At 46.0% G+C, this 23,825-nt stretch carries 28 protein-coding genes and 1 tRNA gene; 16 read left to right on the top strand and 13 right to left on the bottom strand.

Features of this window, described 5'->3' with window-relative positions; genetic code table 11:
* The first annotated feature begins 73 nt into the window (after positions 1 to 73).
* From KCO92_RS00730 to priA, 5 genes are read left to right on the top strand one after another with little or no spacing between them, the layout of a single operon-like run.
* The gene (locus tag KCO92_RS00730) at positions 74 to 730 is read left to right on the top strand and encodes an amino acid ABC transporter permease (protein WP_104695926.1); all 657 of its coding nucleotides are present in this window, start codon (positions 74 to 76) and stop codon (positions 728 to 730) included.
* A complete protein-coding gene (locus KCO92_RS00725; protein ID WP_104695927.1) occupies positions 724 to 1,404 on the top strand; it encodes an amino acid ABC transporter permease in 681 nt (226 codons plus the stop codon). The genes KCO92_RS00730 and KCO92_RS00725 overlap by 7 nt, the downstream gene beginning before the upstream one ends.
* On the top strand, positions 1,405 to 2,148 hold the full coding sequence (locus tag KCO92_RS00720) for an amino acid ABC transporter ATP-binding protein (RefSeq protein ID WP_104695928.1): 744 nt from the start codon (positions 1,405 to 1,407) through the stop codon (positions 2,146 to 2,148).
* Between the two features lie 42 nt (positions 2,149 to 2,190).
* Positions 2,191 to 3,030: a cysteine ABC transporter substrate-binding protein gene (locus KCO92_RS00715; RefSeq protein ID WP_411710210.1), complete on the top strand. Its 840-nt coding sequence runs from the start codon at positions 2,191 to 2,193 to the stop codon at positions 3,028 to 3,030.
* Between the two features lie 51 nt (positions 3,031 to 3,081).
* The gene (gene priA, locus KCO92_RS00710; RefSeq protein ID WP_104695930.1) at positions 3,082 to 4,941 is read left to right on the top strand and encodes a replication restart helicase PriA; all 1,860 of its coding nucleotides are present in this window, start codon (positions 3,082 to 3,084) and stop codon (positions 4,939 to 4,941) included.
* Between the two features lie 9 nt (positions 4,942 to 4,950).
* Here priA and rny read toward each other — a convergent pair whose 3' ends face one another.
* Positions 4,951 to 6,516 (bottom strand): ribonuclease Y, encoded by a 1,566-nt coding sequence (gene rny / locus KCO92_RS00705; RefSeq protein ID WP_104695931.1) that lies wholly within the window; start codon positions 6,514 to 6,516, stop codon positions 4,951 to 4,953.
* The gene (locus tag KCO92_RS00700; RefSeq protein WP_158653577.1) at positions 6,428 to 7,072 is read right to left on the bottom strand and encodes a 5-formyltetrahydrofolate cyclo-ligase; all 645 of its coding nucleotides are present in this window, start codon (positions 7,070 to 7,072) and stop codon (positions 6,428 to 6,430) included. The genes rny and KCO92_RS00700 overlap by 89 nt, the downstream gene beginning before the upstream one ends.
* A 75-nt stretch (positions 7,073 to 7,147) precedes the next feature.
* On the opposite strand from KCO92_RS00700, the gene greA reads away from it, so the two are divergent.
* From greA to KCO92_RS00665, 7 genes are read left to right on the top strand one after another with little or no spacing between them, the layout of a single operon-like run.
* The gene (gene greA / locus KCO92_RS00695; RefSeq protein WP_104695933.1) at positions 7,148 to 7,639 is read left to right on the top strand and encodes a transcription elongation factor GreA; all 492 of its coding nucleotides are present in this window, start codon (positions 7,148 to 7,150) and stop codon (positions 7,637 to 7,639) included.
* On the top strand, positions 7,626 to 8,057 hold the full coding sequence (gene dut, locus KCO92_RS00690; protein ID WP_104695934.1) for a dUTP diphosphatase: 432 nt from the start codon (positions 7,626 to 7,628) through the stop codon (positions 8,055 to 8,057). The genes greA and dut overlap by 14 nt, the downstream gene beginning before the upstream one ends.
* On the top strand, positions 8,058 to 8,669 hold the full coding sequence (locus KCO92_RS00685; RefSeq protein ID WP_104695935.1) for a hypothetical protein: 612 nt from the start codon (positions 8,058 to 8,060) through the stop codon (positions 8,667 to 8,669). It begins immediately after the preceding gene.
* Entirely contained in the window at positions 8,666 to 9,862 is a 1,197-nt protein-coding gene (locus KCO92_RS00680; RefSeq protein ID WP_104695936.1) for a hypothetical protein, read from the top strand. Before KCO92_RS00685 ends, KCO92_RS00680 begins: the two co-directional genes overlap by 4 nt.
* Entirely contained in the window at positions 9,859 to 10,467 is a 609-nt protein-coding gene (locus tag KCO92_RS00675; protein WP_104695937.1) for a type III pantothenate kinase, read from the top strand. The genes KCO92_RS00680 and KCO92_RS00675 overlap by 4 nt, the downstream gene beginning before the upstream one ends.
* Positions 10,467 to 11,183, top strand: coding sequence for a sulfite exporter TauE/SafE family protein (locus KCO92_RS00670; RefSeq protein ID WP_199766012.1), 717 nt, complete (start codon positions 10,467 to 10,469; stop codon positions 11,181 to 11,183). Before KCO92_RS00675 ends, KCO92_RS00670 begins: the two co-directional genes overlap by 1 nt.
* Positions 11,180 to 11,716: a D-glycero-alpha-D-manno-heptose-1,7-bisphosphate 7-phosphatase gene (locus tag KCO92_RS00665; protein ID WP_104695939.1), complete on the top strand. Its 537-nt coding sequence runs from the start codon at positions 11,180 to 11,182 to the stop codon at positions 11,714 to 11,716. Before KCO92_RS00670 ends, KCO92_RS00665 begins: the two co-directional genes overlap by 4 nt.
* Positions 11,717 to 12,040: 324 nt before the next feature.
* On the opposite strand, the gene KCO92_RS00660 is transcribed toward KCO92_RS00665, so the two are convergent.
* Positions 12,041 to 13,210 carry a tetratricopeptide repeat protein gene (locus KCO92_RS00660; protein WP_233710496.1) on the bottom strand — a complete coding sequence of 390 codons (1,170 nt, stop codon included), beginning with the start codon at positions 13,208 to 13,210 and terminating at the stop codon, positions 12,041 to 12,043.
* 169 nt (positions 13,211 to 13,379) lie between these two features.
* A complete protein-coding gene (locus KCO92_RS07325) occupies positions 13,380 to 13,580 on the bottom strand; it encodes a hypothetical protein (protein WP_247598877.1) in 201 nt (66 codons plus the stop codon).
* A gap of 327 nt (positions 13,581 to 13,907) precedes the next feature.
* Here KCO92_RS07325 and KCO92_RS00655 point away from each other — a divergent pair, with 327 nt between their 5' ends.
* Genes KCO92_RS00655 through KCO92_RS00645 form a run of 3 tightly spaced genes read left to right on the top strand, consistent with a single transcriptional unit; the run spans position 13,908 to position 17,045 of the window.
* Entirely contained in the window at positions 13,908 to 15,263 is a 1,356-nt protein-coding gene (locus KCO92_RS00655) for a S41 family peptidase (RefSeq protein ID WP_104695940.1), read from the top strand.
* A gap of 26 nt (positions 15,264 to 15,289) precedes the next feature.
* Positions 15,290 to 16,360: an SH3 domain-containing protein gene (locus KCO92_RS00650; RefSeq protein ID WP_411710063.1), complete on the top strand. Its 1,071-nt coding sequence runs from the start codon at positions 15,290 to 15,292 to the stop codon at positions 16,358 to 16,360.
* Positions 16,350 to 17,045 (top strand): 1-acylglycerol-3-phosphate O-acyltransferase, encoded by a 696-nt coding sequence (locus tag KCO92_RS00645; RefSeq protein WP_104695941.1) that lies wholly within the window; start codon positions 16,350 to 16,352, stop codon positions 17,043 to 17,045. The genes KCO92_RS00650 and KCO92_RS00645 overlap by 11 nt, the downstream gene beginning before the upstream one ends.
* Here the strand turns inward: KCO92_RS00645 and KCO92_RS00640 are convergent.
* The 4 genes from KCO92_RS00640 to KCO92_RS00625 are packed head-to-tail and all read right to left on the bottom strand — an operon-like array spanning position 17,042 to position 20,671.
* Positions 17,042 to 17,974 carry a 5-oxoprolinase subunit C family protein gene (locus KCO92_RS00640; protein ID WP_104695942.1) on the bottom strand — a complete coding sequence of 311 codons (933 nt, stop codon included), beginning with the start codon at positions 17,972 to 17,974 and terminating at the stop codon, positions 17,042 to 17,044. The two genes, KCO92_RS00645 and KCO92_RS00640, sit on opposite strands and share 4 nt — an antisense overlap.
* Positions 17,967 to 18,710 carry a 5-oxoprolinase subunit PxpB gene (pxpB, locus tag KCO92_RS00635; protein ID WP_104695943.1) on the bottom strand — a complete coding sequence of 248 codons (744 nt, stop codon included), beginning with the start codon at positions 18,708 to 18,710 and terminating at the stop codon, positions 17,967 to 17,969. The genes KCO92_RS00640 and pxpB overlap by 8 nt, the downstream gene beginning before the upstream one ends.
* Before the next feature lie 10 nt (positions 18,711 to 18,720).
* Positions 18,721 to 19,869: an NRAMP family divalent metal transporter gene (locus tag KCO92_RS00630; RefSeq protein ID WP_104695964.1), complete on the bottom strand. Its 1,149-nt coding sequence runs from the start codon at positions 19,867 to 19,869 to the stop codon at positions 18,721 to 18,723.
* A 22-nt stretch (positions 19,870 to 19,891) separates the two neighbouring features.
* Complete coding sequence (locus KCO92_RS00625) at positions 19,892 to 20,671, bottom strand: LamB/YcsF family protein (RefSeq protein WP_104695965.1); 780 nt, start codon at positions 20,669 to 20,671, stop codon at positions 19,892 to 19,894.
* A 68-nt stretch (positions 20,672 to 20,739) separates the two neighbouring features.
* On the opposite strand from KCO92_RS00625, the gene KCO92_RS00620 reads away from it, so the two are divergent.
* Positions 20,740 to 20,816 (top strand) — tRNA-Ala (locus KCO92_RS00620).
* Between the two features lie 136 nt (positions 20,817 to 20,952).
* On the opposite strand, the gene KCO92_RS00615 is transcribed toward KCO92_RS00620, so the two are convergent.
* Genes KCO92_RS00615 through KCO92_RS00595 form a run of 5 tightly spaced genes read right to left on the bottom strand, consistent with a single transcriptional unit; the run spans position 20,953 to position 23,661 of the window.
* Entirely contained in the window at positions 20,953 to 21,339 is a 387-nt protein-coding gene (locus KCO92_RS00615) for an LPXTG cell wall anchor domain-containing protein (RefSeq protein WP_104695944.1), read from the bottom strand.
* Positions 21,340 to 21,347: 8 nt separating this feature from the next.
* Positions 21,348 to 21,671, bottom strand: coding sequence for a hypothetical protein (locus KCO92_RS00610; protein WP_104695945.1), 324 nt, complete (start codon positions 21,669 to 21,671; stop codon positions 21,348 to 21,350).
* A gap of 10 nt (positions 21,672 to 21,681) precedes the next feature.
* Complete coding sequence (locus KCO92_RS00605) at positions 21,682 to 22,089, bottom strand: hypothetical protein (protein WP_104695946.1); 408 nt, start codon at positions 22,087 to 22,089, stop codon at positions 21,682 to 21,684.
* Complete coding sequence (locus KCO92_RS00600) at positions 22,079 to 23,380, bottom strand: ATP-binding protein (protein ID WP_104695947.1); 1,302 nt, start codon at positions 23,378 to 23,380, stop codon at positions 22,079 to 22,081. Before KCO92_RS00600 ends, KCO92_RS00605 begins: the two co-directional genes overlap by 11 nt.
* The gene (locus KCO92_RS00595) at positions 23,377 to 23,661 is read right to left on the bottom strand and encodes a hypothetical protein (protein ID WP_104695948.1); all 285 of its coding nucleotides are present in this window, start codon (positions 23,659 to 23,661) and stop codon (positions 23,377 to 23,379) included. The genes KCO92_RS00600 and KCO92_RS00595 overlap by 4 nt, the downstream gene beginning before the upstream one ends.
* Between the last annotated feature and the right edge of the window lie 164 nt (positions 23,662 to 23,825).

Genomic DNA, 23,825 nt, shown 5'->3' with positions numbered 1-23,825 from the left:
AAGCGCGACCTTAAGCTTTTTTCTCTAAGATAGAGGCTTTTAGCAGGCTTTAAGGCTTGTAAAAGGTTGCGTTGTGGATTTGGATTGGCAGTTTATGCGCCACGCCCTGCCCGCCTTTGGGTGGGGGCTTTGGCTCACTCTCTATATTTCGGTGGTCGGTATTGTTTGCGCGCTAGTAGTGGGCTTTGGGGTAAGCTTGGGACTCTATTTTAAGGGTTTTTGGAGCAGACCCCTAGCTTGGTATATCCAAATCGCGCGCAACACACCCCTGCTCATTCAGCTCTTCTTTCTCTATTATGGACTTAATGAAATCGGCTTTTCTTTGAGCGCTAAGGCGTGTGCAATTATTGGCATTGCATTTTTGGGTGGAGGGTATATGGCAGAGAGTTTTTTACTCGGGCTCAAAGCTCTGTCTAAGGTGCAACTAGAATCTGCGCTCGCTCTAGGCTTAAGCCGCCTGCAGGCATTAAGACATGTTTTATTCCCTCAAAGTTTAGCGATCTCTTTACCCTCTTTGGGGGCCAATGTGATCTTTTTGCTTAAAGAGAGTTCTGTCGTGAGTGCCATTGCTTTAGTCGATGTCATGTTCGTAGCTAAGGATTTGATAGGGATTTATTATAAAACTAACGAGGCGTTGGTGTTATTGGTGCTCTCTTATTTGGTGGTTTTACTCCCTTTAAGCGGGCTATTTGTAGCCTTAGAGAAGTATTATAAGAGGCGTGTATGCTAGAGGTCTTGGAAGTCTTTGCCCCAGATAATTTAGCGCGCTTAGCTGAGGGCTTACTCACCACTTTGGAAGTGGCTTTGGCTTCTATTGCCATCGCGCTAATAGGTGGGGTGGGCTTGGGGGTGGTGATGGCTTTTGGGGGTAGGATCGCGCGTGCTTTATGCCGTGTGTATTTAGAGAGTGTGCGCATTATTCCGCTATTGGTGTGGCTCTTTTTAGTCTTTTTTGGATCGGCCACTCTTTTTGATTGGCATTTGCCTGCCATTGGGGCGAGCATTATCGTCTTTGGGGTGTGGGGAGCGGCTGAGATGATGGATCTCACACGCGGCGCGCTCACTTCTACCAGCCTGCATCAAATCCAAAGCGCGCGCGCCTTGGGACTAAGTGGGGCACAAACCACTTGGCTCATCATCTTCCCGCAAGCCTTTTTAGCCCTCTTGCCTGCCAGCATTAATCTGTTTAGCCGCATGATCAAGACAACTGCTTTGATGAGTCTTATTGGCGCAGTGGAGTTGTTAAAAGTAGGCCAACAACTCATTGAGATCAATATTTTAAAAATACCTAATGCGAGTTTCTATGTCTATGGCTTGATCTTTGTGCTTTACTTTGTGCTTTGCTATCCCCTCTCTTATTTGAGCCAACGCCTAGAGAAAAAATACCAACACAATAGGGGCTAAATGGCAATTTTGCAAACCATCCAATTACAAAAGTATTATGGCGATCATGTGGTGTTAAAGGGTATTGATTTTAGTTTGCACAAGGGGGAGGCGGTGGTGATTTTAGGACCTAGTGGGTGTGGTAAAAGTACTTTTTTACGATGTCTGAATGGTTTGGAGGAAATTCAAAGCGGGCAGATTTTTTTCAACCAAGAGGAGATCAGCGTGCCCAAGACTAATTGGAATGCTGTGCGCCAAAAAATTGGAATGGTTTTTCAAAGTTATGAACTCTTTCCCCATTTAAGCGTGTTGCAAAATATCCTGCTAGCTCCCCTTAAGGTGCAAAAACGCGCTAAAGAGGAGGTAGAAGAGAGGGCGATCGCACTTTTAAAACGCGTGGGATTGGAGCACAAAAAGAACGCCCACCCTAGAGAACTCAGCGGGGGGCAAAAGCAACGCGTGGCCATTGTACGCGCGCTGTGCATGCAACCAGAGGTGATGCTCTTTGATGAGGTTACTGCCAGTCTCGATCCAGAGATGGTCAAAGAGGTCTTGGAGGTGATCTTAGAGCTGGCGCACGAGGGGATGAGCATGGTCATTGTAACCCATGAGATGAAGTTTGCTAGAAAAGTGGCACACCGCATTGTGTTTTTCGATCAGGGCGTGGTAGTGGAAGAGAATAGCCCGCAAGGCTTTTTTGAGCAGCCTCAATCTGAGCGTGCCCAGAAATTCTTAGAAATTTTTAATTTTTTAGGGGATTGTTGATGTTGTTGTGATAGAAAGTAGGTTTTTAGTTTAATTTAAGGAGTGCATATGCGGGCATGGGCTAAGGGTTTTGGAATTTTGTGGGTAATTTTGGGTTTGATTTTGGCTGGATGTGGAGATGACCACAAAGCGGAAAGCAAAGAGGATAGCATCGCGTTGATTAAAAAGCGCGGTGTTCTTAGAGTGGGCGTATTCAGCGACAAGCCCCCCTTTGGGTTCGTGGATAGCAAGGGGCAGCCTGCTGGTTTTGATGTCTATATCGCCAAACGCATGGCTAAGGATTTGCTGGGCGATGAGAAAAAAGTAGAGTTTATCCCTGTAGAGGCGGCCGCACGGGTGGAGTTTTTGAAGTCTAATAAGGTAGATGTGATCATGGCAAATTTTACCAAAACTAAGGAGAGAGAGGCTGTCGTGGATTTTGCCAAGCCCTATATGAAGGTCGCTCTGGGAGTGGTGTCTAAAAATGGAGAGATCAAAAGTATTGACGATCTCAAGGATAAACCTCTGATCGTAAACAAGGGCACTACGGCGGATTTTTATTTCTCCAAAAATTACCCTAAGGTATCTTTGCTGAAATATGATCAAAACACCGAAACTTTTTTAGCGTTGAAAAACAACCGCGGGGCAGCCCTAGCCCATGACAACACGCTTTTATTTGCATGGGTTAAGAAAAATCCTGAATTTAAAGTGGGCATCCCTAGTCTAGGGGATCAAGATGTTATTGCCCCAGCGGTAAAAAAAGGTGATAAGGTTTTATTGGAGTGGCTCAACAAGGAAATAGACACTCTCATTAAGAACGGGTTTATCAAGGAGGCTTATGACGCTACTCTTAAACCTGTTTATGGAGATGAGGTCGATCCTAAGAGCGTCATTTTTGAGTGAGTGCGGTTGCTGGGATTCTAACACCAGCCCCTGCAACATATAAGGCTGTTTCTGTTCTATACCATCGCGCCCTTTGCTAAAACCAAGCCCCTGACTTATGAGAGTCCAACCACCTTGAAGCCGGGTCTGGTGGTGAAGGTTCCCCTGCGATCGCGCTATGTTTTAGGAGTGGTGTTACAAGAGTGCGCCAAGCCCCACTTTGTGTGTAAAAAGGCAAATTCCACAGGGACCTACTTCAATGCCCACCAAATGCTTTTATTACGCTTCATCTCGTCTTACTATTGCGCCCCTATAGGCATGATCGCGCCTGTATTTCAGCCTTTTAAAACCATGCCCACCCCTATTGCGCTCGAGCACATTCCATATTTAAGTCCACTCAACGATTCTCAACAAATAGCATATGAGAAGATTTGTGCCCTTAAAAGTGCCCTGCTTTTTGGGGATACGGGCAGTGGTAAGACACATATCTATACCCACTTGATTGCACAGAAACTCCAAAAATCCTCAAGTGTATTGGTGCTTGTGCCCGAAATTGCCTTAGCTCCCCAAATTTACAAAGTCCTCTTGAATAGTTTTGGTTCATTGGTGGGGCTGTGGCATAGCAAGCTCAACACCACCCAGAGAAATACCCTTTTGGATAAACTCTATGCTCAAGAGGTGCGCGTGGTGGTGGGCACTAGAAGTGCCTTGTTTTTGCCCATGGCGCATTTGGGTTTGGTGATCGTAGATGAAGAACACGATCAGGCCTACAAGGCTAACCAAGCTCCCTTTTACAATGCCCGTGATCTCAGTGTATATTTAGCACGTCAAACGCCCATACAAGTTGTGCTAGGTTCAGCAACCCCAAGTATCCGCAGTTACTCTTTAGCCCAACAAAGTCAAAGCCTCGTGCGCTTGAAGGGGCGTTTCTATGGTTCTGACCAAGCCATTGACTTTGATGAAAGCCCCACTACTCTCAGTCCGGCTATTTTAAATGCCTTAGAGAATACTCTGGTCCAAAAACAACAGAGCGTGATTTTCATGCCCACCCGCGCACATTTTAAAAAACTTTTATGTCAAGTGTGCGGACAGGGGGTGTGTTGCCCCTTTTGCAGCGTGAACATGAGTTTACACCTCAAAGATCAGTGCATGCGTTGCCATTACTGCCAACACCAAGCAAACATTCCCAAAATCTGCCCAACTTGCCACAATGACTCTTTGCAGGGTAAGCGCATGGGTACACAGCAACTCAAAAAAGAGCTGGAAGCCTTGTTACCCCAAGCGCGCATTGGAATTTTAGATAAAGATCATACTCACACAAATGGGCAAATCCAGCGTATTTTAGATGCTTTCAATACACAGCAAATAGACATCTTAATTGGCACACAGATGATCGCCAAGGGGCATGACTACCATGGGGTGCATTTGGCCATTGTATTGGGCATTGATGAGGTGTTGCACAATGGAAGTTACGCAAGTTTTGAACAAGGGGTGAGCTTGGTGCACCAAATTGCCGGACGCAGTGCGCGCAAGACCCATGGAAAAGTGCTGATTCAATCCCGTAACCGAGCTTTTTTAGAAAATTACCTGGAGGATTACGAAGACTTTCTCAAGGACGAACTCAAAACACGCATGCAAATCTTTCCTCCTTTCATGCGTTTAGCTTTACTGGAGTTTAAGCATTCTCGTGAGGACAAGGCTCAAGAAGCCATGCACGCTGTTTTGGAAATCATCCAAAGCCAACTAACCCATCTGCAGGGTGTAGCAATCTTAAGCTCAGGCGTAGCGCGTATCGCCAAAGTTGCCAAGAATCACCGCTATGAAATCCTTCTTTCTGCTACCTCTACTTCTAATCTTTTGAGTCTCTTACACCATCTCCAAGACGACAACACCCCTCTCTTTACCATTGTGATGGACCCTTTAGATGTGTGAGAGCGCGCATCAATGAGCGACGGCTTGGGCAACTCTCTCGCGAATCACATGCACCACCACCTCGCCAGGGTATTGTAAAGTGTTTTCGATCTCTTTGGCAATATCCTTAGCCAGCAAGGTGATCTTAGCGTCATTGACTCGCTCAGGGCAGACAATCACACGCACCTCCCGCCCTGCATCCATTGCAAAGACTTTTTTAACCCCCTTCTTCTTGCTAGCAATGCGCTCCAAGTCATGCATGCGCGCCAAAAAGTTTTGAGAATCCTTGCGCCGCGCTCCCGGGCGCGCAGCTGAAAGCGCATCAGCAGCACATACGGCTGCGCATTCAATGCTTTTGATTTCCTCACGATCATGGTGGGCATAAATGGCATTCAACACGGCGGGGTGTTCGTGATGGCGTGCACACACCTCTGCCCCTAATTCCACATGATCGCTCCCAGATTCGTAGGTAAGTGCTTTACCAATGTCGTGTAAAATCCCTGCACGGCGTGCGAGTTTAGAATCTCCGCCTAATTGCATGGCAATATCACCAGCTAAAGTCGCCACCTCTATGGAGTGAATCAACGCGTTTTGTCCGTAACTAGTGCGGTAACGCATCTTGCCTATTAAGCGTCTGAGTTCTTCGTGCATGGAATCTAGTTTGAGTTCTAATAACACCTCTTGAGCATCTTCTAACATCGCCTCTTCCATATGTGTTTCCACGCGTTGATAGGTGGTTTCAATGCGTGCGGGCTGGATTCGTCCATCTTGAATCAGTTGCTCGAGAGTCCGTCTAGCAATCTCGCGGCGGTATAGATTAAAACAACTCAAAGTGATAGTCTTGGATTCCTCATCAATCATCACTTCCACCCCGCTAATGCGTTTAAAGGTGTCGATGTTCTTCCCCTCCTTACCAATCACGCGTCCGATAAATTCGCTATCAGGCAAACTGACCACACTGGTGAGATTTTCCATCGCGAAATGGCTGGCAAAACGCGCAGTAGCATCCGCAATCACAAAATTTGCGCGCACACGTGCCTCTTTTTTAGCCTCTTTTTCGTAACGGCGCACTAAGGCGGCTTTTTGCAAGAGTAGTTCTTCTTCCATTTGGTGCAAGATCAGCGCTTTGGCCTCCTCTTGAGTATAACCAGAAGTTTGCATTAAGGCTTCTAACATTTGTGTTTTGAGTTCTGCGCATTCGCTTTGCAATTGTGCTTGAGCACTCCTTTGATTTTCTAGGTCTTGTTGCTGGATTTCTAGGTCTTGGCGGACTTGGTTAAGGCGTTTTTGTTCGCTGTTTAAATACTGAGTTTGTTGGAGCTCTTGCGAGCGGAGTGCGTCTAATTTGTGCTGGTATTCTTGAGTGCAATAGCGCATCTTTTGATCGAATTCGCTCTGTAATTGTTCGAGCAGAGTTTGGGATTCCACTTCTTTGGCCTGGTAGAGCACCTGCGCTTGGTAGAGCAGCATGTCTGCCTTAGCCTTAGCCTGATGCACATATTGCTGACTATGGGCGCGCATAAATTTCTTGGTGAACCAAAAGACGCAAAAACCCGTGAGCGTGCACGGGAGAAAAATTTCCAGTAAATACACCATTTATAATCCTTTTGTTTATTTTATTTAAAGTGCGTTGATCGATAAAGCGCGAGCTTACTATATCATGGTTCTCACCTAGCACACTTTGACTCCGGAGAATTTGCCGCGCAACAAAAATGAGGGGGACTTGCGGGCGTTTAGCAAAGAAGCGATCGTAATATCCCTTTCCAAAGCCTATCCGTCTTCCCATGGCATCAATGCCCAATACGGGTACAATGGCCAAATCTAAGGGTGTTTGATAAATGCATGAAGGTGCAGGTTCTAAGATTTGGTAAGCCTTGCGCGCCAATGGCAGGCGGTAGGGAGTGGCTTGCAAACTACCCTGATGCAAGATAGGTAGAAAAATTTTTATACCCCGTTGGCGCGCCCATTTAATCAGAGGCATGAGATTAGCTTCATGGGACAAGGGGCAATAGAGTAAAACGCGTTGACACTTTTTGAGCAAGGGTTTGAGCTGCATGGTGATTTTGTGATCTTTAATATCCCAACCCCGTCGCGCCAAGAGGGTTTGTTTGCATAGGGTGCGGAATTGGATTTTAGAGGTGAGTGCTACCATAGAGCGCATGCTAGCACAACCACCCCAAATTAAGCATGCTTGCTATATAATGCGGGATTCATTAAGGAGATGTGGATGAAAGAACCTATGAGTATGTATGGCTATGAAAAGATTTGCACGGAGCTCAAGCGCCTTAAAGAAGAAGAGCGTCCACAAATTGTCAAAGAGATCGATCGTGCGCGCGAGCATGGAGATTTAAAAGAAAATGCTGAATACCATGCCGCTAAAGAGAAACAGGCGTTTATTGAAGCGCGCATCAATGATCTCAGTCGCATTCTAGCCAATGCTCAGGTCATTGACCCTTCCACCTTGAGCCATAAAAAAGTAAGCTTTGGGAGCACGGTAAAAATTCTCAATTTAGAAACCGACAAAGAAATGGTCTACACCATTGTAGGGAGCATGGAGAGCGATCCAGCTAGGGGCTTGATCTCGTGCAGTTCCCCCATGGCAAGGAGTCTTATGGGCAAAGAAAAGGGAGATGAGGTGAGCGTGATCTTGCCTGCGGGTGAGAGTGAGTTTGAGATTTTGGACATTTGCTACCAAGACATCGCCTATGCTAAAAATTAAGATTCAAAAGCTCCACCCCCAAGCCCATATCCCTGCTTACCAGAGTACGGGCGCAAGCGGTTTTGACTTGCATGCCCTTGAGTCCTTGCAGATCGCACCCAAAAATGTTGCCTTAGTGCGCACGGGTTTAGCAATTGCCCTAGAAAAAGGTTTTGAAGTGCAGGTGCGTTCTCGCAGCGGTCTAGCGCTTAAGCATCAGATTATGGTGCTCAATTCTCCGGGCACCATTGATAGCGACTATCGGGGCGAGTTGCAGGTGGTTTTGATGAATTTTTCTGAGCGGGTCTTTCATATCCAATCTGGGGATCGTATCGCTCAGGGGGTGTTGTGTCAGGTTTGCCATGCGCAATTTGAGTGGAGCGCAGAGCTAGACAAAACGGAGCGCGGGAGCGAGGGGTTTGGGAGTAGCGGGGTTTAAATGGCAGTTAAAGAGAATCTCCAGCAAATCCAAGAAGAATTTAGGAGTGACGAAAAGCTCTTAGAAAGTGCTTTTAGAATCGAAAAACTTTACAATAAGTACAAGTTTGTGCTTTGGGCGTTAGTTGCGCTTGTGGCCATTTGGTGGGGAGTGGTCCAGTTTTTGGAACATAGAAAGGCTGTGCACACCCAAGAAATCACAGCTCTTTACAATGAAGTTTTGCAAAATCCCAATAATCTAGCCTTGCTCGATAAGCTTAAACGCCTTGCCCCCGATCTTTATAGTCTATATGCCTACGCGCACGCACTGGAGAACAAGGATATTAAGACACTTAGGGAACTCAGCACATCGTCTAACACTTTAGTGAGTGCGTTCGCGCGCTACTATAGTGCTTCTTACGATGAGGATTTGCAAGCATTGCAGCAACTCAAATTAGAGGGTCTGGAGGGTTGGATCGCCCTACAAAAAGCCTATTTGATGCTTCAAAAAGACCCTAAAAGCGATATCAAACCGGTTTTGGCTCCCATTACCCCCACTTCTAACCTACACCAAATTGCTTCCTTGCTCAGACACTATGGTGCGCTCAAACCCTCTTCTAAGGATGCCAAGTGAGTCTCAGAATTACATGGTTATTGGTTGTATTGGTATGTCTGGGCTGTGGCTCTAGGAAGAACTTTGAACCCCCCAAATCCAAAATCAAGGGCGAGTTGCGCTTTCAGCAAGAACTCAAAAACCCCATCACCTTCACTAACCGCTACGGGGCTATTTTAAAGGATGGGGGTGTAATCGACACTCAAGGAGTTACTCCCTTGAGGTTGACCAAGAAAGAGTATAAAGAAAGCTCATTTCTTAACCAAAGCCAGGATTACTACATCTTAGCTGAGGATTGCTGGCGTAGTCATAAGCAAAATGGCCCTAAGCCCAAGAAACCTAAACAAGTTAAATTAACCCAACAACAAGCAGAGCAGGAAATCATCGAAAATATCGAATCGATAGACGAACAGGTGGTGTTAAACGATCACTGCCACCATCTGGAACTTGTCAGCACCAGCCTCCAAACCAAGCCTTCTATCTTCATCCCCATAGACACCTACCCTTTGAGCGCAAGCGTGCAGGACAAACGCCTCGCTGTCGTGATGGCAGATAATTCGGCCAATATCTATGACATCACCACCCGTAAGCTCATTTTTAGCGAAAAAGGTGCGTCTACCACAGCGATCAACTCTCTAATGGCCGCCCCAGTGTTTTTAGACACTGTGGTTGTCTTCCCCATGCTGGATGGACGGCTCTTAGTAGTAGATGTCAGTACAGACACCCCCAAAGTCGTGCGCAATATCGTGCTCAATAGCGAAAAGTTTTTTAATAATGTAATCTACTTGAGAGTGGACGGGGAAAACATGTTTGCTGCCACCACCAAGAGATTGGTATCAGTCATCTCGGGGCAGGAATTCAATTTTGATGCAGACATTGTCGATGTGCTCTATAAAAACAACCATCTCTATGTCTTGACTTTAGATGGGCGTATCTTGGAGATGGATAAGACTCTCAACGATCAGAGCATGGGCATTGTAAAACTCCCCTTTGCCATGCTGACAAGTCTAGTGGTTACGGATAAAAAACTCTACACCTTAGAGAAGCGGGGTTACTTGGTGGAAGTCAATCTGGATCACTTTGATGACTATAGGGTTTACAAACTCAGCAATGTTTCAAAAAATTGGGGAGGGCGCTTAGACAAGATGAGCTTTTACACGGCAGATACCATTTATTACGATCGCTACTACATGGATTTGAGTCATAACCCATGATTTTATGTGATATTGGAAATAGCGCGCTGCATTTCTTCAATGGCAAAAAGGGCTGGCACCGCACTCCAGACGCTTTGGAGTCCTTTACAGAACCCCTGCACTACATCAGCGTTAATCCTGTTTTTGAGCGCGCCTTGCTAGAAATTTGCCCCCATGCACACAATTTAGAACCCCAGATTAAATTAAAGAGCTCTTATAACGGATTGGGCGTGGATCGCAAAGCGGCATGCTTAGGATTGGGGGACAATGGGGTAGTCGTGGATGCAGGAAGCGCGATCAGTGTAGATGTCATGGAGCAGGGGGTGCATTTGGGTGGAGTGATCTTACCAGGTCTTAGAGCCTATCACATGGCATACAAGAGTATTTCTCCAGTGTTAGACCACCCCATTAATGTGCGTGTAGAGCTGGAAATTCTGCCCCAAAACACGATACAAGCCTTGAGTTATGGCGTGCTTAAGAGCGTGATTTTAGTGCTCAAAGAAATAATTGGGGAGAAGAGAGTGGTTTTCACGGGGGGGGATGGGGAATTTTTGAGCGCCTTTTTCACCCGTGGGGTTTATCACAAATGGCTGGTATTTGAAGGCATGCAACGCGCGCTCGCATAATGGAGTGGCTCTATCTCTTTTTAAGTGCCTCTCTTATGTCTTTGGGGCATTGTGTTGGCATGTGTGGAGGGATTGTCCTAGCTTATTCCCAAAGCAAGTTTAGTCCTCAATTGCCCTTAAAAGCACAAATACTCGGGCATTTTTTTTATAATTTAGGGCGGGTAAGCACTTACATGCTCACCGCGCTTGTTGTGGCATTCTTGGGTCATACCCTCTTGGAGCTTGTAGCACAGCATAGCGCAATCGCACGCCCCAAACTGCAAGGGATTGTGATCATGGGCGTGGGCGCGCTCATCATCTTACTTGCCTTTGGCTTCGTGTTTAAGTGGCATTTGAATTTGAGCGTGTTTTCAAAACTTTTTAAAGTCACCTTGGGGAGTTCTAAACTTTTTAGTTTCTACTTACTGGGTTTGCTCAATGGGGCGTTGCCATGCTCATTAGTTTATTATTTTCTGCTCAATGCGCTAGGTAGCCCTGACTTGCCCCATGCCCTCATGACCATGTTCATACTTTCTTTGGGCACTTTTGCGCCTCTATTTGTCATGGGTCTGCTCTCGGGGCGTTTTTTGAGCGCGCCCGCACGCGCCCTTTTCTCTAAATTGGCCTTTGTCTTGATGTTGGGGTTTGGGGCTTACGATCTCTACAAGGGGTTCAACATGTGGCAAGGCCATGCTCACCACTCCCATATGCACACGCACATGGAATCGATGCCTTGAAGCGCAAAGCGTTATTTCTAGATCGCGATGGGGTCATCAATGTAGATAAGGGATATGTCCATCGTCCTGCAGACTTTGAGTTAATGCCGGGCATTTTAGAACTCTTGGAATATGCCAAGATGCAAGATTTTTTACTCTTGCTAGTTACCAACCAATCAGGGATCGCTAGGGGGTATTACAGCGAGCAGGATTTTTTGACCCTGAGCGCCTATATGCAAACCCTTTTGCAGACCAATTTAGGTTTTGGCCTAGATCAAATCTACTATTGTCCCCATGCTCCAGAGGCGCGCTGTGCATGCCGTAAGCCCCAATTAGGAATGTTAAAGCAAGCGTTGGGGGATTTTCGCCTTGATTTGAGCCAAAGCGTGATGATAGGCGACAAGTATAGCGACATGGAATTTGGACTAAAAGGAGAGATTGGCACAAATCTTTGGCTCACAGACCACAAATCATGCACACCACAAGAGCGACTTTTTTCTATCGAGCAATTACAACAGGCTTTGTCTTTTTTACAACCCAAGATAGCTACCTAATCTTTTTACCATCACGCATGTAGTCGCATGTTCACATACACGCACCACAGCTCCTAGTTTTTGGTGATAGGGGTATGAAGTGTTGAACTCTGTGAACCAATGCTATAATCGAATGATTGCAAAAATTTAGAAAGGTGCTAATTCATGGCAAAAACTAATGGTGGTAAAAAGATAGTGCGTGTGCATCCCTATACAAAAAAGGATGGAACACAGGTTAAAGGGCATGGGCGATCTACCCCCAATAAGTAGGGGGTCTAGTCTTATAACTAATGTTGCAGCCTTACACTTAAAGCTATGAGGGAGGATGGGGCTTTAGTGGGGTTATCAACTAATATCAATCTCAACTCTACCATCGGGTGTTACCATTTTAAACTCACTCTTATAGGGTGTTGCAAACGCTCTAAGATGTGATGCCTCAAAGATAAATCCATCAAAAAGGTTTTGGCTGTCTGCTAGTCTTTGGACTAACCAAGTGTCTGGACGCATGACGAAAGCGTCTATAATATCGCTAATATCATAATCAGGTTCTAAAAACGCTTTGTAACGTTCAATTTGATCTAAGCCAACGCGGGAATTGATCGCTTTCGCTAAACTTAGGTTTTTTAGAAAATGTGGGAGCAAACCATAGTGTCTACAACGGAGCGCGACAAATTCTTGCCATTTAAGACACTCCATGAGTCGATCCATGAGGCCTATGGATTGCTCGACTGCCAGCTCAAAATCATCTAAATCACTTGTGCCTTTATGGCGGAGCTCATCCATAGAAACACTCAACCCGCGCGCAGCTTCCTCGCTGCCTAGTTTAGCTCCTTGTTTAGAGTAGTTGAATTTTCTGTCTTGATGATCTGAGAGATTATACATGGAGGCTAAAAACCCATACCCGTCCGCATAACCTAAATCAATGGCTTTTTGGTAGAGTTGCTCCACCTCATCCCTAACTTCATCACCGCGACTCATTAGCAGCACCCTTCCCATCAGCACATAAGCCTCTCCATCACCCTTTTGAGCTTGAAGCTTTAAAAGCTCAATGGCTTTTTGGCGGTATTTCAGGCGTTTTTCTCGATCTCCAAATAGGTACAATTCTGCTAACTCGAAACACCCCCTCCCCTCGCCTAAACTCACCGCTTTTTCAAAGAGTTCTTTGGCTTTTTGGTAGCAACCAGAAGTGCTTTTGTCTCTGAAGACTTGGCAAGCTTTAAGAATCTCTAAATAATCCTCACTTTCCACATCATCGCTTAAGGGTTGAAGGGCATTGGTGACTTCTTGCTCGCTTAGAGGCTCTCCACAGCCATGAGTCAAGATTTGGTTGTCATCATCACTCCATGCGTTATAAAGTTTACCTAATGCTACCAAAGCCCCCACAGAACCTAACTCGATCGCCTTTTCAAAACAACGCATAGCGACATTGTTATCTGGGTAAAGCACAATGCCTTGTGCGCTCATCTTGCCCAGCTCTAGCCAAGCCCCAGCACTCCCCAAGTCTTTGGCTTTCATGTAATCTTGAAAGGCTTGCAGAGTATTAGGTCCATATTTCCATAGGGGTTTGACTTCAGGGGCATTGCTAGGGGTGGTTTGTGGGGCTGGCTTAGGTGCGCTCTCTTCTTGGGTGGAGCTAGTTTGGCTTGAATGGGTATTTTGGTTAGTTTCAAATAAAGAACTAAAACTAGCCTGAAAAGCTTCTGAGAGGTTTAGTTAATCGTGTGATATGTTCTAGAGATTGATCTCCTGCTTGCACATTGCTCAGGGCATTGAGATGGGTGCCCATCTTCACCTTAACTTTCTTGAACTGAGTGAGAGAGTTTTCTAACTCTGGATCGTCTTCTGTGCTTTGGTGATAAACTTCTTCCAGGGTTTTATTAAACACACTGAGTGCGTCTAAGAGTTGGCTAAACTTAGTGCTTAAATCGCTAACTTCCTCTTGAAGGGCTTCACCCCCCCCCCCCCCGCAACATCTTGGGCTAGAGATTGGAACAAACGATAGGATCAGGATCGTTTGGTAGTTTTGAGTTGTTGGCTTAAGTGATTGCGTGCTGTTTGCACAGGACCTCCTTATTTTTTGTAGAATGGGGGGTATAGTAGCATGGATGGGCTGAAATACCAAGTGCGCCTTCTAGCATAACACCTAGGGATCATTGTAAAATCATGGAGTTTTAGCTAGAATCGTAGGCTTTAAAGCACATAAAGGGCAGTGATGAACAAGTTTTTCATGGCGGGGGTGGTTTCTTCTGTGTTGAGCGTCTTCTTGGTGGTGAATGCGTTAGAGGCGAGCCAAAGTGAGACCGCCCAGCCAAACCTTAAGAAGAACTATAAGCCCACAACTCAAGAACGCATCAATGCATTAAAAAAGTTTTCTAGCGTTGTAGAACAAATCGAGCATTACTATGTGGATGAAGTGAGTATTAATGACATTGTAGACAAGGCTATTGATGGTTTACTCACCAACTTAGACGCGCACTCTTCCTATCTCACTCCCAAAAAATTTAGAGACTTTAGGGCGCAAACAGAGGGCGAATTTGGTGGGTTGGGAATCACCGTGGGGATTCGCGATGGTGCACTCACGGTGATCGCGCCCCTAGATGACACTCCCGCTTTCAGGGCGGGCATTAAGGCTGGAGATGTGATCTTGAAGATCAACTCTGAGAGCACTTTGAATATGACCATTGATAACGCCGTGAATTTAATGCGGGGCAAGCCAAAAACTCCTATCGAGCTCACGATTGTGCGCAAATCCGAAAGTAAGCCCTTAGTGATTAAGATGTTGCGCGATATCATCAAAATTAAATCCGTGCATGCCAAGAAGATAGAAGGGACGGATTATCTCTATGTGCGGGTGAATTCCTTTGATCGCAATGTGGTTAAAGGCGTGCTTGCAGAATTAAAAAAAGTCCCTAAATTAGAGGGGATTGTGTTAGATTTGCGCTCTAATCCGGGCGGATTACTCAACCAGGCTATCGATCTTTCCAATCTCTTTATCAAACAGGGCTTGATTGTTTCACAAAAAGGGCGTATTAAATCTGAAGATATTGCTTATCGTGCCACAGGACGCGCACCCTATGCGAACTTACCCATTGCTGTTCTTGTGAATGGCGGTACGGCGAGCGCGAGTGAAATTGTTTCTGGAGCCCTGCAAGATCACAAGCGGGCTATCATTATTGGGGAAGACACCTTCGGAAAGGGCAGTGTGCAGACCACTTTCCCTGTAGGTAGGGAGGAAGCCATTAAAATTACCATTGCACGCTACTATTTGCCTAGCGGACGCACCATTCAGGCTGTAGGGATCAAGCCTGATATTGTAATTCACCCCGGAAGTGTGCCTCAAGATGAAAATAAATTCAATATCAAAGAGGCAGACTTAAAGCACCATTTAGAGCAGGAGCTCAAGGAATTAGATCAGAAAAAAGACATTAAGGACACATCTACTGGAACTAGCAAGGGTGAAAAATCCATCACAGCTAAGGACATCAACGCAGATATCCAGCTCAAGGTTGCCATCGACACGCTCAAGGTGTGGGATATTATCATGATGTCTAAAGAAGCTAGTAAGTAAGGGAATATTTGCGTACACTTCTAGGAGTGCTGTTGTGCTGGCTATGTGTCTTGCATGCCGACACACAAGAGGCTCAAAGTAAAGTAGTCTATCTCAAGGTCCTCAATGCAGAGGAGCTTAGCGCACAACGATTCTATGTGGGGCAGGTCGTTTCTGTGCAATACCAGGCCTTACTCTTTTCTCAGGCTAAGTTCTTAGGAGCAGAGTTGGAGCGCAATCCGGATGAAAAACAACTCAAACGCCTCAATTTTAATCCTCCATGGAAAGCGGGGGAAGATGGGAATTTAAGTGCTACCTATCTGTATAAAGTGATGGGTACACGGGCTGTGATTCCTGGATTAAAAGTGAGTGCTTTTGTAGAGAGCCAAGGCTATTTAGATACCGCCAATACACCCGATTTGCCCCTGAATGTGCTCGATCTCTCAGCCCACCCCAATTATGTAGGGGTAGTCGCGCGCGCCTTTAGTGTAGTGGGCTATAAAGCCAAAGAGTATGACAGCACGCATAATATTGTCGTCTTTGAGATAGAGGCCAAAGGGTCTAATCTGGAAGATTTAAAGATTGTGGGTGGCATGAAACAAGGCTTTGAGAGCGCGCATTTTTCCTTAGACACCGCACAAGGGATTTATTACTGCATCGTGCCCAAGAGTTGGCGTGAGCTATCCTTTAACTATTTTTCCTTAGAAAATGGGCAGTTCAAAGAGGTGCGTTTTGCGATCAATCCCGTTGAAGAAACCATTAGCACCCAGAGCACACTCAAGCCTAAAAATAATTTCTTGCTCTTCTCTAACTTTGTGCTGCTCTTTTTCGTCCTGCTTGCCTTGGTCTTATCTTTCTTGATCCCCTACAAGAAAAGCGCGTTGGGAGTGGCAGTGGTTTTAGTAGGGGTATTGCTGTGGAATGTCTTTTTCACTTATCGCAGTGGGATTTTGTTAGCCAATAAGGAGATCAAAATTCTACCCACTGCTAATTCTACCCTATTGGAAATTTCTAAAAATGCTTTGAAAGTAGAAATCATCGGCGCGCACGATGGGTATTATAAAATCATGACTCAAGATGAGAAGATCGGCTGGGTGAAAAAGAGCGATGTGGAGTAGATTGCGGGGGGTTTATGCCCTCTTGGTGGTGGGCTTAGGACTGGGCTTTATTATTCTGATGAATTTTTTAACCCGCAAGCATAATAATTCCAGGGCCACACGCAAGTGGTGCCGCTCCTTTTTTTGGTTAATGGGAACTCCCTTAGAGAAAGTGGGGGAATTCGACCAAAGCGCAACGCTCATTGTACTCAACCACCAAAGCATTATTGATATTGTTTGCCTAGAAGCCTACCATCCCCAAAATATCTGCTGGATCGCTAAAAAGGAATTAGGCGAAATTCCCTATTACGGCTATGCGCTTAAAACTCCACAGATGATCTTAATCGATCGCGAAGATAAGAGAGGTCTTGCCTATCTCTTAAAAATGGCAAAAGAAAAACTGGATCAACAACGACCCTTAGTGATTTTTCCAGAAGGCACAAGGGGGCGAGGGGAGGACAAGTTTTTGCCCTTTAAACCGGGGGCCAAGATTTTGACTGAACGATTCAAGCTCAAGATTCAACCCATTGTGCTCATCAACACGCGCCAAGTTCTCAACACAAAACCCCTCGAATCGCACCGCGTACCCATGCGCATGGTGCTTTTGGAAGCCTATGAACCTGACCTCAATACAGATTGGTACGCAGAATTAGCAGCACGCATGCACTCCGTCTATAGCACGCATTATCATCAACTCAATGGCTAAAGACTCGCAGCGATATGGGCTAGATTCTCATAAAAGGCGCAGTATTTCTTTTGTGCTTCCTCTATGCTACAGGCCACAAAGCGCACACTGCTTTGAGGACGCAGTTGGGCTAGGGCGATTACACTCTCTTTGATTAAGGTCGCAATCTTAGGATACCCTCCCATAGTCTGTCGATCGGCCATCAAAACTAAGGGCTGGCCATTGGGGAGTACCTGCACACTGCCCAACACTAAGGGTTCAGAGATCATTTCGCTCTTTTCTTGCCACTCTAAAACAGGCCCCTCTAAGAAAATACCCATGCGATCGCCCCTGCTGAGACGATAAGGGGTTTGCAAAAAGCTATTAATCGTTTGAGAGCTGAAATAATGTTCCTGAGGTCCCAAGATCACATGTAAAGTGGCATGGGGGTGGTAAGCAGGGCGGCCATGCTTGCTTAAACGTCTCTTTTTAGACTCGGGGCGCACCTGGACATGCAACATATCTCCCTTTTGCAACTTGCGCCCTTCAAAACCCCCCATCTGCCCACGCATAAAGGTCGCTTTACTCCCATGCACTTGAGGCACTTCCAAGACTCCAGAAAAAGCCAAATACGCACACACGCCCGCTCTAAGACCCCCAAAACTCAAGACATCTCCAGGTCTAACCTCATAGGATTCCCAATTAAAAATCGCCACTTCATTGAGCTGAGGCTTCAAATCCGCCCCACCAATGGCTATGTACATGGGTTCTAAAAATTCCAAGCGCGCTCCTGTGTAGAGCATCTCTAAGAGGGCCTGATCTCTAGCATTACCCACAAGTAAATTAGCCACAGAGGCACTAAATTCATCCATAACTCCGCAGGTAGGAATCCCATAGCGCAAAAACCCCACCCGCCCAAAGTCCTGAACACTGCTACATAATCCGCCCTCTAGCACCCGAACATTAGCCACGCAAAGCCTTTGGATCAATCAAATTGCATCTAGGGGTGTAATGACCCTTTAAAACCATCTGCTCTAAGTGCATGTATTCCTCCAAACAAATGGGTTTGTAGCGTACAAAATCCCCCGCTTGGAGCAATACGGGGGGATTTTTAGTCGGGTCATAGAGCTTAAGGGGAGTTTTAGCGATAATCTGCCAACCCCCTGGTGAGCTGAGAGGGTAGATTCCAGTTTGGGTATGGGCAATGCCCACTGACCCAGGGCTCACCTGTGCTCTGGGCTGGGCTAATCTGGGCACAGCAAGGCTGGGGTCTAGCCCGCCTAAATAAGCAAAACCAGGTAAAAAACCTAGCATATAAACCAGGTAATCTGGCGCGCTGTGACGCTGGATAATCTCTTCTAGGGATAGCCCAGTGTGTGCAGAAACAAATTCTAAATCAAGCCCCAAACTAGGGTGGTAGCATGTGGGGATTTCCACTAAATAGTGGGGTTCTTCTAGGGTACTTGGGATGTCCCATTCTATTTGCTCTAGAATATCCACTAATTGCGCATGGCTTAGGATGAGCGGATTATAGAGGATGAGCAAGCTCGCATAAGCACTCACGAACTCTAGGACACCCTTTAAAGCCCTTTGTTCTAAAACGCGCTCTACACACCGCACTTGGGCGTTGAGTTGGGGATCGATCTGCGTGCCAAATTCTAATAACAACGCGCCTTCCCCACAAATGCGATACTTCACACCTTTCATCGATGCACTCCTAGCCAAACATAGCAATTAAGGGTTTTAAAGAGAGCACTCCCAAATACGCGCTCAAACCCACTACCACCCAACCTAGGGCGGCTAAGACCTTAGAATGTCGGTACACGCCCACGATGTTTTTTGAATAGCCTGCGATCAACACCACTGCTAGGGTGATGGGCAAAACTAGACCATTGAGCGCTCCAGCCATGATCAACAACGCTACAGGCTTACCAATGGTAATAAAGATCAGTGTAGAAAGTCCAATAAGAGTGATGATACAAGCTCGTTCATGGTGTTGCACCCATGCAAAACTCTTCAAAAAAGACACACTCGTGTAGGACGCACCCACAATGGAAGTTAGGCTGGCGGCTAAAAAAACCAATCCAAAGATTTTATATCCCAAGTCACCTAAAGCCACTCCAAAAGCACTCCCTGCTGGATTACTAGAATCCAATAAATGTCCCGCTTCCACCACACCCAGCACAGCCAAAAACAGCAAGACACGCACCAAAGTGGCCACGCCCATGCTTAGGTAAGCGGCACGATCCACTTGAGCGCGCTCTTTTTCCCCCACAATGCCTAAATCAATTAAGCGATGCGCCCCAGCAAAGACAATATAACCCCCTACACTGCCACCTATGAGTGTGATTGTAGCGGGCATAGAAAATTGGCTAGGCATAAAAGTTTCTTGGAACACTTGAACGAGAGGAGGGTGGGTAAAGAATGCAACAAAGGCAATTAAAAGGATCATCAGCACGCCTAGGACCTGCGCCAACCTATCCATCCAATGTCCTGCGCGCTTGGAGATAAAAATTAAAATAGCTAGCAAAGCACTCAAAAATCCCGCGCTTTTTATATCCAGCCCTATCAGAGCCTGCAGACCTAAAGCCGCGCCCCCCACATTGCCGATATTGAACGCCAACGCTCCTAGCGTGATAAGAAAAGTCAGGAAGTGCCCTAGACCCGGAACAAGAGTATTGGCAACATCTTGCCCTCTTCGTTTAGCAATACTCAAAACCCGCCAGACATTGAGTTGGGCAACTAGGGAGGCGATAACAGAGATGGCGATCACGCAGGCAAAAGAGCTTTTTAATTCTTGGGTGAATTGTGCACTCTGAGTGAGAAAACCCGGCCCAATGGTGGAAGTCGCGCTAAAAAATGCCACACCCCACAAGAAAGATCGGGGTTTAATGGGAAGACCTTATCAGAGTGTTTAAAGGCTGGATCGTAATCCCGTGGGTCTCTAGGGCCACGCGCACCTGCTTGGCAAATTCTAGGGCTTTGGGGGTGTCGCCATGCACACAGAGTGAATCCACTTCAATTGCTATTTCCTCTCCCTCTATGGTGCAAACCTTGCCCTCTAAGAGCATGTTCAGAGCTTGATCAACAGCTTGTCTGGGTTCTTTAATAAGGGCTTGGGGGTGGCTTCTAGGGACTAGTTGCCCATTAGCTTGGTAGCGGCGATCGATAAAGGCCTCTTGGGCGATGCGCAAACCCATTCTTTGCCCTTCTAAAGCCATCACACTTTGACTCAGAGTGAGGATGATGAGGTCAGGGTTATAGGCTTGAATACCTTCCAAAATAGCTTTAGCTAATTGCGCATCGTGGTTGGCCTGGTTGTAAAAACTTCCATGCAATTTGACATGCTGGAGAGAAAATCCAAAACTTTTAGCAAAAGCTGCAAGAGCACCCACTTGATAGAGGGTGTAGCATTGCGCTTCTTTAGGACTGATCTCCATTTTGCGCCGTCCAAAGCCCAGCAAATCTGGATAACCCACATGCGCCCCCAAGCCCACTCCTAATACCTTAGCTTCGCGGGCGCGATCATGCATGATGAGCGCATCTCCAGCATGCCAGCCACATGCCACATTGACGCTGCTCACACACCTGAGGATAGCCCCATCATCCCCCATTTGATAAACCCCAAAACCCTCGCCCATATCACTATTCAAATCCACGCTTTTCATATCTACATTATACAATAAAACGCAAGGGCTTGAAATTTTAAATAAAAAATGCTAGAATGGGCGCTTTTGGGGTGTTAGCTCAGTTTGGGAGAGCGCAACGCTGGCAGCGTTGAGGTCAGGGGTTCGAGCCCCCTACACTCCACCATCTACATCTGACACAAAAGCCGTCTAATTTGCTAGTTGCGCTGAAATTGCACGCCGTAGGCCCTAGGATGTCATTGCAAATCAGATTGGTTTCACCAAAGAGTGCATCAGAACAACGAAGCTCCCAGCAGCGGTAATTACTTTAAAATTACCATTTCCTTACCGCCAAAGGTGGCCTTTAAGTCCTCATCGATGCGCTTGACAAGATAAAAGCGACTTCCTGGAAAATTGCTAATGCTCTCTTTTTCGTGGTTATAGAGAGTGAGCACGATTCGGATTCGCCCGTCATGGTGCTTTTGGCGCAGGGCGACCAACACTAGGTCTTGATTTTCTTGGAGCAGAGCAGAAACCTGTGGCTCTTTAAAAAAGGTGAGCACCTCTTTCATGCTCAACACTTCTTGTTCAATGGGTTTGAGATGGTCGGTGCTAAATTTTTTCTTAAACCATAACAACGCCCCTAGCCCTATAAGCATCACGAGGGCGGCAAGGACAATCCATACCGTGTTGTCTGCATTCTCCACCATAGATTTCCTTATTTTAAGATAATCATATTCCTACCGCCAAACTGGTTTTTGGTCTCACGATCGAGTTCTTCGCTCTCCACACCTCTAGCCTGTTGGTCCACAACATCCCCGGTTTGTTTGTTGTAAAGACAATCAATTACCCGATACCTCCCCGTGCGCAAGTTCTCTTTGATTGCCACCGCGACAAGGTGGCGATCATTTTCCAATTTCTGAAGTCTGTAGGGGTCTTGAAACCACTCGACAATATGCTTAAAGAAATTGAGAATCTTTGTAATAATGTGAGTAATAAAGTCCCATAACTTTTCAAAAAGCGCGTGTATATCCTCGATCATTGTCCATCCTTCACTTCACGACGATTAAATTTTCATCCCCGAAATTCTCCACCAAATCCTGATCGAGCTCGGAAGTTTCCACCCTTAAAAAGGGATTTTCAGAACCCACCAAGGGATTCCCGTTTTTATCTAAAAAACAGCAAGAAAGCACAATTTGATGTTCTTCAATTTGTTCGCGCATGATATTAGCCGCGCTATAGATGCGCGAATCAAAGTTTTTCTGAATCCACTCGAGTGCCTCTTTAAAGGTGTACTGGCGTTTTTTCACTTCTTCGTGATTCCACGCCATTTCAAGCGCCTTTTTGTTCAGCACGCTCTCGATCCGCTGTCTTAAATCTGGGTCCTCTTGGATTTGTTTGAGCAACCAATCCACATCGACTTTATTTTCTCTCTTGCCGTATTTGTCCTCATTGGCCATTTTTCTTCCTCCTGATGGTTTTAAAATTCCCTTTCTTCAGGTTCTTCTTGATCTGTCGATTCAAAGGTTGATGATTTCCCTCTGCATAGTTTTGCATAAAGGCTTTTTTAGACGCTTTAAAAGCTTTTTGGAAGTGTTTAAAACAAGGTAAGCTCTCCTCTTTAGCCCCCATGATGAGCCCATTCAAAATCGCATTTTTAATCTCACGTCCTGAAAAACCTTTAGAAAGGCGGCTTAAAAGTGTCAGTTCTTCTGTGCTCAATTCGGGCATCCCTAGGCTGTAAAGTTTAGAAGGGATGTGTTTGAGAATAATCGCCCTGCGTTGCTTTTTATTGGGCAAGTCAAAGTGAATCGAGCGCAAAATGCGGCTATGAAAAGCTTTATCGTAATTTTCTAGCAAATTGGTCGCAAAGATGACAATGACCGGGCGTTCTTCCAAGAGCTTTAAAAGTTCGCTCCTGAGCGAGTTTAACGCCTGATCCGCGCTTTGGGTGATGTTAGAAATGCGCTTGCCCAAGAAGCTATCGGCTTCATCGAAGAATAAAATCGCGCTATGCTGTTGGGCTAAATCAAAGGCTGCTACGAGATTCTTGGGCGCATCCCCGACAAATTTCGATTCGATGTCGGCGTAATTGCTATGGATAATTTTCTTACCCAATTCTTTAGCGATAATATGGGCGCTCATGGTTTTGCCTGTGCCTGGCTTGCCATGCAAATTGATGATCGTTTTGACTACACTATCGACCTCATAAAACCCCCATTCCTCATAAATGAGGGCTTGTTTTTGCACTAGCAAGATGGTCTCAAGCAGGGCGTTTTTTGTCTTTTTGCCCAGCTCAATCTGTGCCATATGATAGCGGGGTTCTTCTAATTTGAGATTTAGGTTCGGAGCGTTTTCTTGCTCCTGTTTCAAGGCTTTTTGGCGTTCACCTGACTTGGTTTTTAACCAAGCACGCAGGGTCTGCGTGTAGTTGAGCCCTAAGTAAAAACGCGCGTTGATGCCCAAAAACCTATCCTCGAGCATAGCACGCTGGATGGGGTGTCTTAAGCGTGAGAGCAGCAAAGAGATACCCACTTCCTCCCTGTGTGTGGGAGTGTAAGATGTTTTCACTTCAACGCGGTTAGTCCCTGTGTGATCCAATACGACAAATAAGGCCAGTTCGTGCACCCCGCTAAAATCGTAATCCTCTCGAGCTAAGACCCCGCGCACCTCCTCACAAAATTTTTCTAACAGTGTGCCATTTACATCCTGTAATAATGCATTTTCAAGTACCAGCACTTCCTGTTTCATAGCACTTGTCCTAGATGGAGCTGTTTGGCGTCTTTCTTATCGACCTTGCATTGTAGGGTATGCACCACGCGCCCTCTTTTACTCCTTAAACCGACATCCACCTCCACATAATCTTTTGTGCGGTGCATTCCTCTAATTTGGGCAGAGAGCTTTTGTTGTAGTTGTTTTTCTTTGGCTACCCTCTGCTTTTGGATATAGCTAAGAAATTCCCTAACCCCCAAGACAACCAACCCTCCCACCAACAGACATCCCAAACCCACAGCAATCAATGGTAACGGCATAACCCCCCTTTGCGAATATCCCCCATTTCAAATCTACGGCGGGCATTATAACACACAATACAAATGAAAATACCAATACCTCCGTAGCCAAAAGTTAAGAGTTTTTATTGTATTTGTTAGCATTCTCGAAGAGTTAACTACTCGAGTGCAATAGATAAGTCTTG

Source organism: Helicobacter salomonis (assembly GCF_017979425.1).
GTDB classification, from domain to species: domain Bacteria; phylum Campylobacterota; class Campylobacteria; order Campylobacterales; family Helicobacteraceae; genus Helicobacter; species Helicobacter salomonis.
Note: the sequence above shows the minus strand (reverse complement) of the source record. Positions and strands in the feature narration are given on the sequence as shown.

What these genes read in the sequence shown, in the direction of transcription:
- KCO92_RS00615 (WP_104695944.1), bottom strand. Translation starts at nt 21,339, where the DNA reads ATGGTGGAGAATGCAGACAACACGGTATGGATTGTCCTTGCCGCCCTC.
- KCO92_RS00700 (WP_158653577.1), bottom strand. Translation starts at nt 7,072, where the DNA reads ATGGTAGCACTCACCTCTAAAATCCAATTCCGCACCCTATGCAAACAA.
- KCO92_RS00605 (WP_104695946.1), bottom strand. Translation starts at nt 22,089, where the DNA reads ATGGCCAATGAGGACAAATACGGCAAGAGAGAAAATAAAGTCGATGTG.
- dut (WP_104695934.1), top strand. Translation starts at nt 7,626, where the DNA reads ATGCTAAAAATTAAGATTCAAAAGCTCCACCCCCAAGCCCATATCCCT.
- KCO92_RS00670 (WP_199766012.1), top strand. Translation starts at nt 10,467, where the DNA reads ATGGAGTGGCTCTATCTCTTTTTAAGTGCCTCTCTTATGTCTTTGGGG.
- KCO92_RS00655 (WP_104695940.1), top strand. Translation starts at nt 13,908, where the DNA reads ATGAACAAGTTTTTCATGGCGGGGGTGGTTTCTTCTGTGTTGAGCGTC.
- KCO92_RS00645 (WP_104695941.1), top strand. Translation starts at nt 16,350, where the DNA reads ATGTGGAGTAGATTGCGGGGGGTTTATGCCCTCTTGGTGGTGGGCTTA.
- KCO92_RS00675 (WP_104695937.1), top strand. Translation starts at nt 9,859, where the DNA reads ATGATTTTATGTGATATTGGAAATAGCGCGCTGCATTTCTTCAATGGC.
- KCO92_RS00600 (WP_104695947.1), bottom strand. Translation starts at nt 23,380, where the DNA reads ATGAAACAGGAAGTGCTGGTACTTGAAAATGCATTATTACAGGATGTA.
- rny (WP_104695931.1), bottom strand. Translation starts at nt 6,516, where the DNA reads ATGGTGTATTTACTGGAAATTTTTCTCCCGTGCACGCTCACGGGTTTT.
- KCO92_RS00595 (WP_104695948.1), bottom strand. Translation starts at nt 23,661, where the DNA reads ATGCCGTTACCATTGATTGCTGTGGGTTTGGGATGTCTGTTGGTGGGA.
- KCO92_RS00720 (WP_104695928.1), top strand. Translation starts at nt 1,405, where the DNA reads ATGGCAATTTTGCAAACCATCCAATTACAAAAGTATTATGGCGATCAT.
- pxpB (WP_104695943.1), bottom strand. Translation starts at nt 18,710, where the DNA reads ATGAAAGGTGTGAAGTATCGCATTTGTGGGGAAGGCGCGTTGTTATTA.
- KCO92_RS00660 (WP_233710496.1), bottom strand. Translation starts at nt 13,210, where the DNA reads ATGAAAGCCAAAGACTTGGGGAGTGCTGGGGCTTGGCTAGAGCTGGGC.
- KCO92_RS00725 (WP_104695927.1), top strand. Translation starts at nt 724, where the DNA reads ATGCTAGAGGTCTTGGAAGTCTTTGCCCCAGATAATTTAGCGCGCTTA.
- greA (WP_104695933.1), top strand. Translation starts at nt 7,148, where the DNA reads ATGAAAGAACCTATGAGTATGTATGGCTATGAAAAGATTTGCACGGAG.
- KCO92_RS00685 (WP_104695935.1), top strand. Translation starts at nt 8,058, where the DNA reads ATGGCAGTTAAAGAGAATCTCCAGCAAATCCAAGAAGAATTTAGGAGT.
- KCO92_RS00610 (WP_104695945.1), bottom strand. Translation starts at nt 21,671, where the DNA reads ATGATCGAGGATATACACGCGCTTTTTGAAAAGTTATGGGACTTTATT.
- KCO92_RS00625 (WP_104695965.1), bottom strand. Translation starts at nt 20,671, where the DNA reads ATGAAAAGCGTGGATTTGAATAGTGATATGGGCGAGGGTTTTGGGGTT.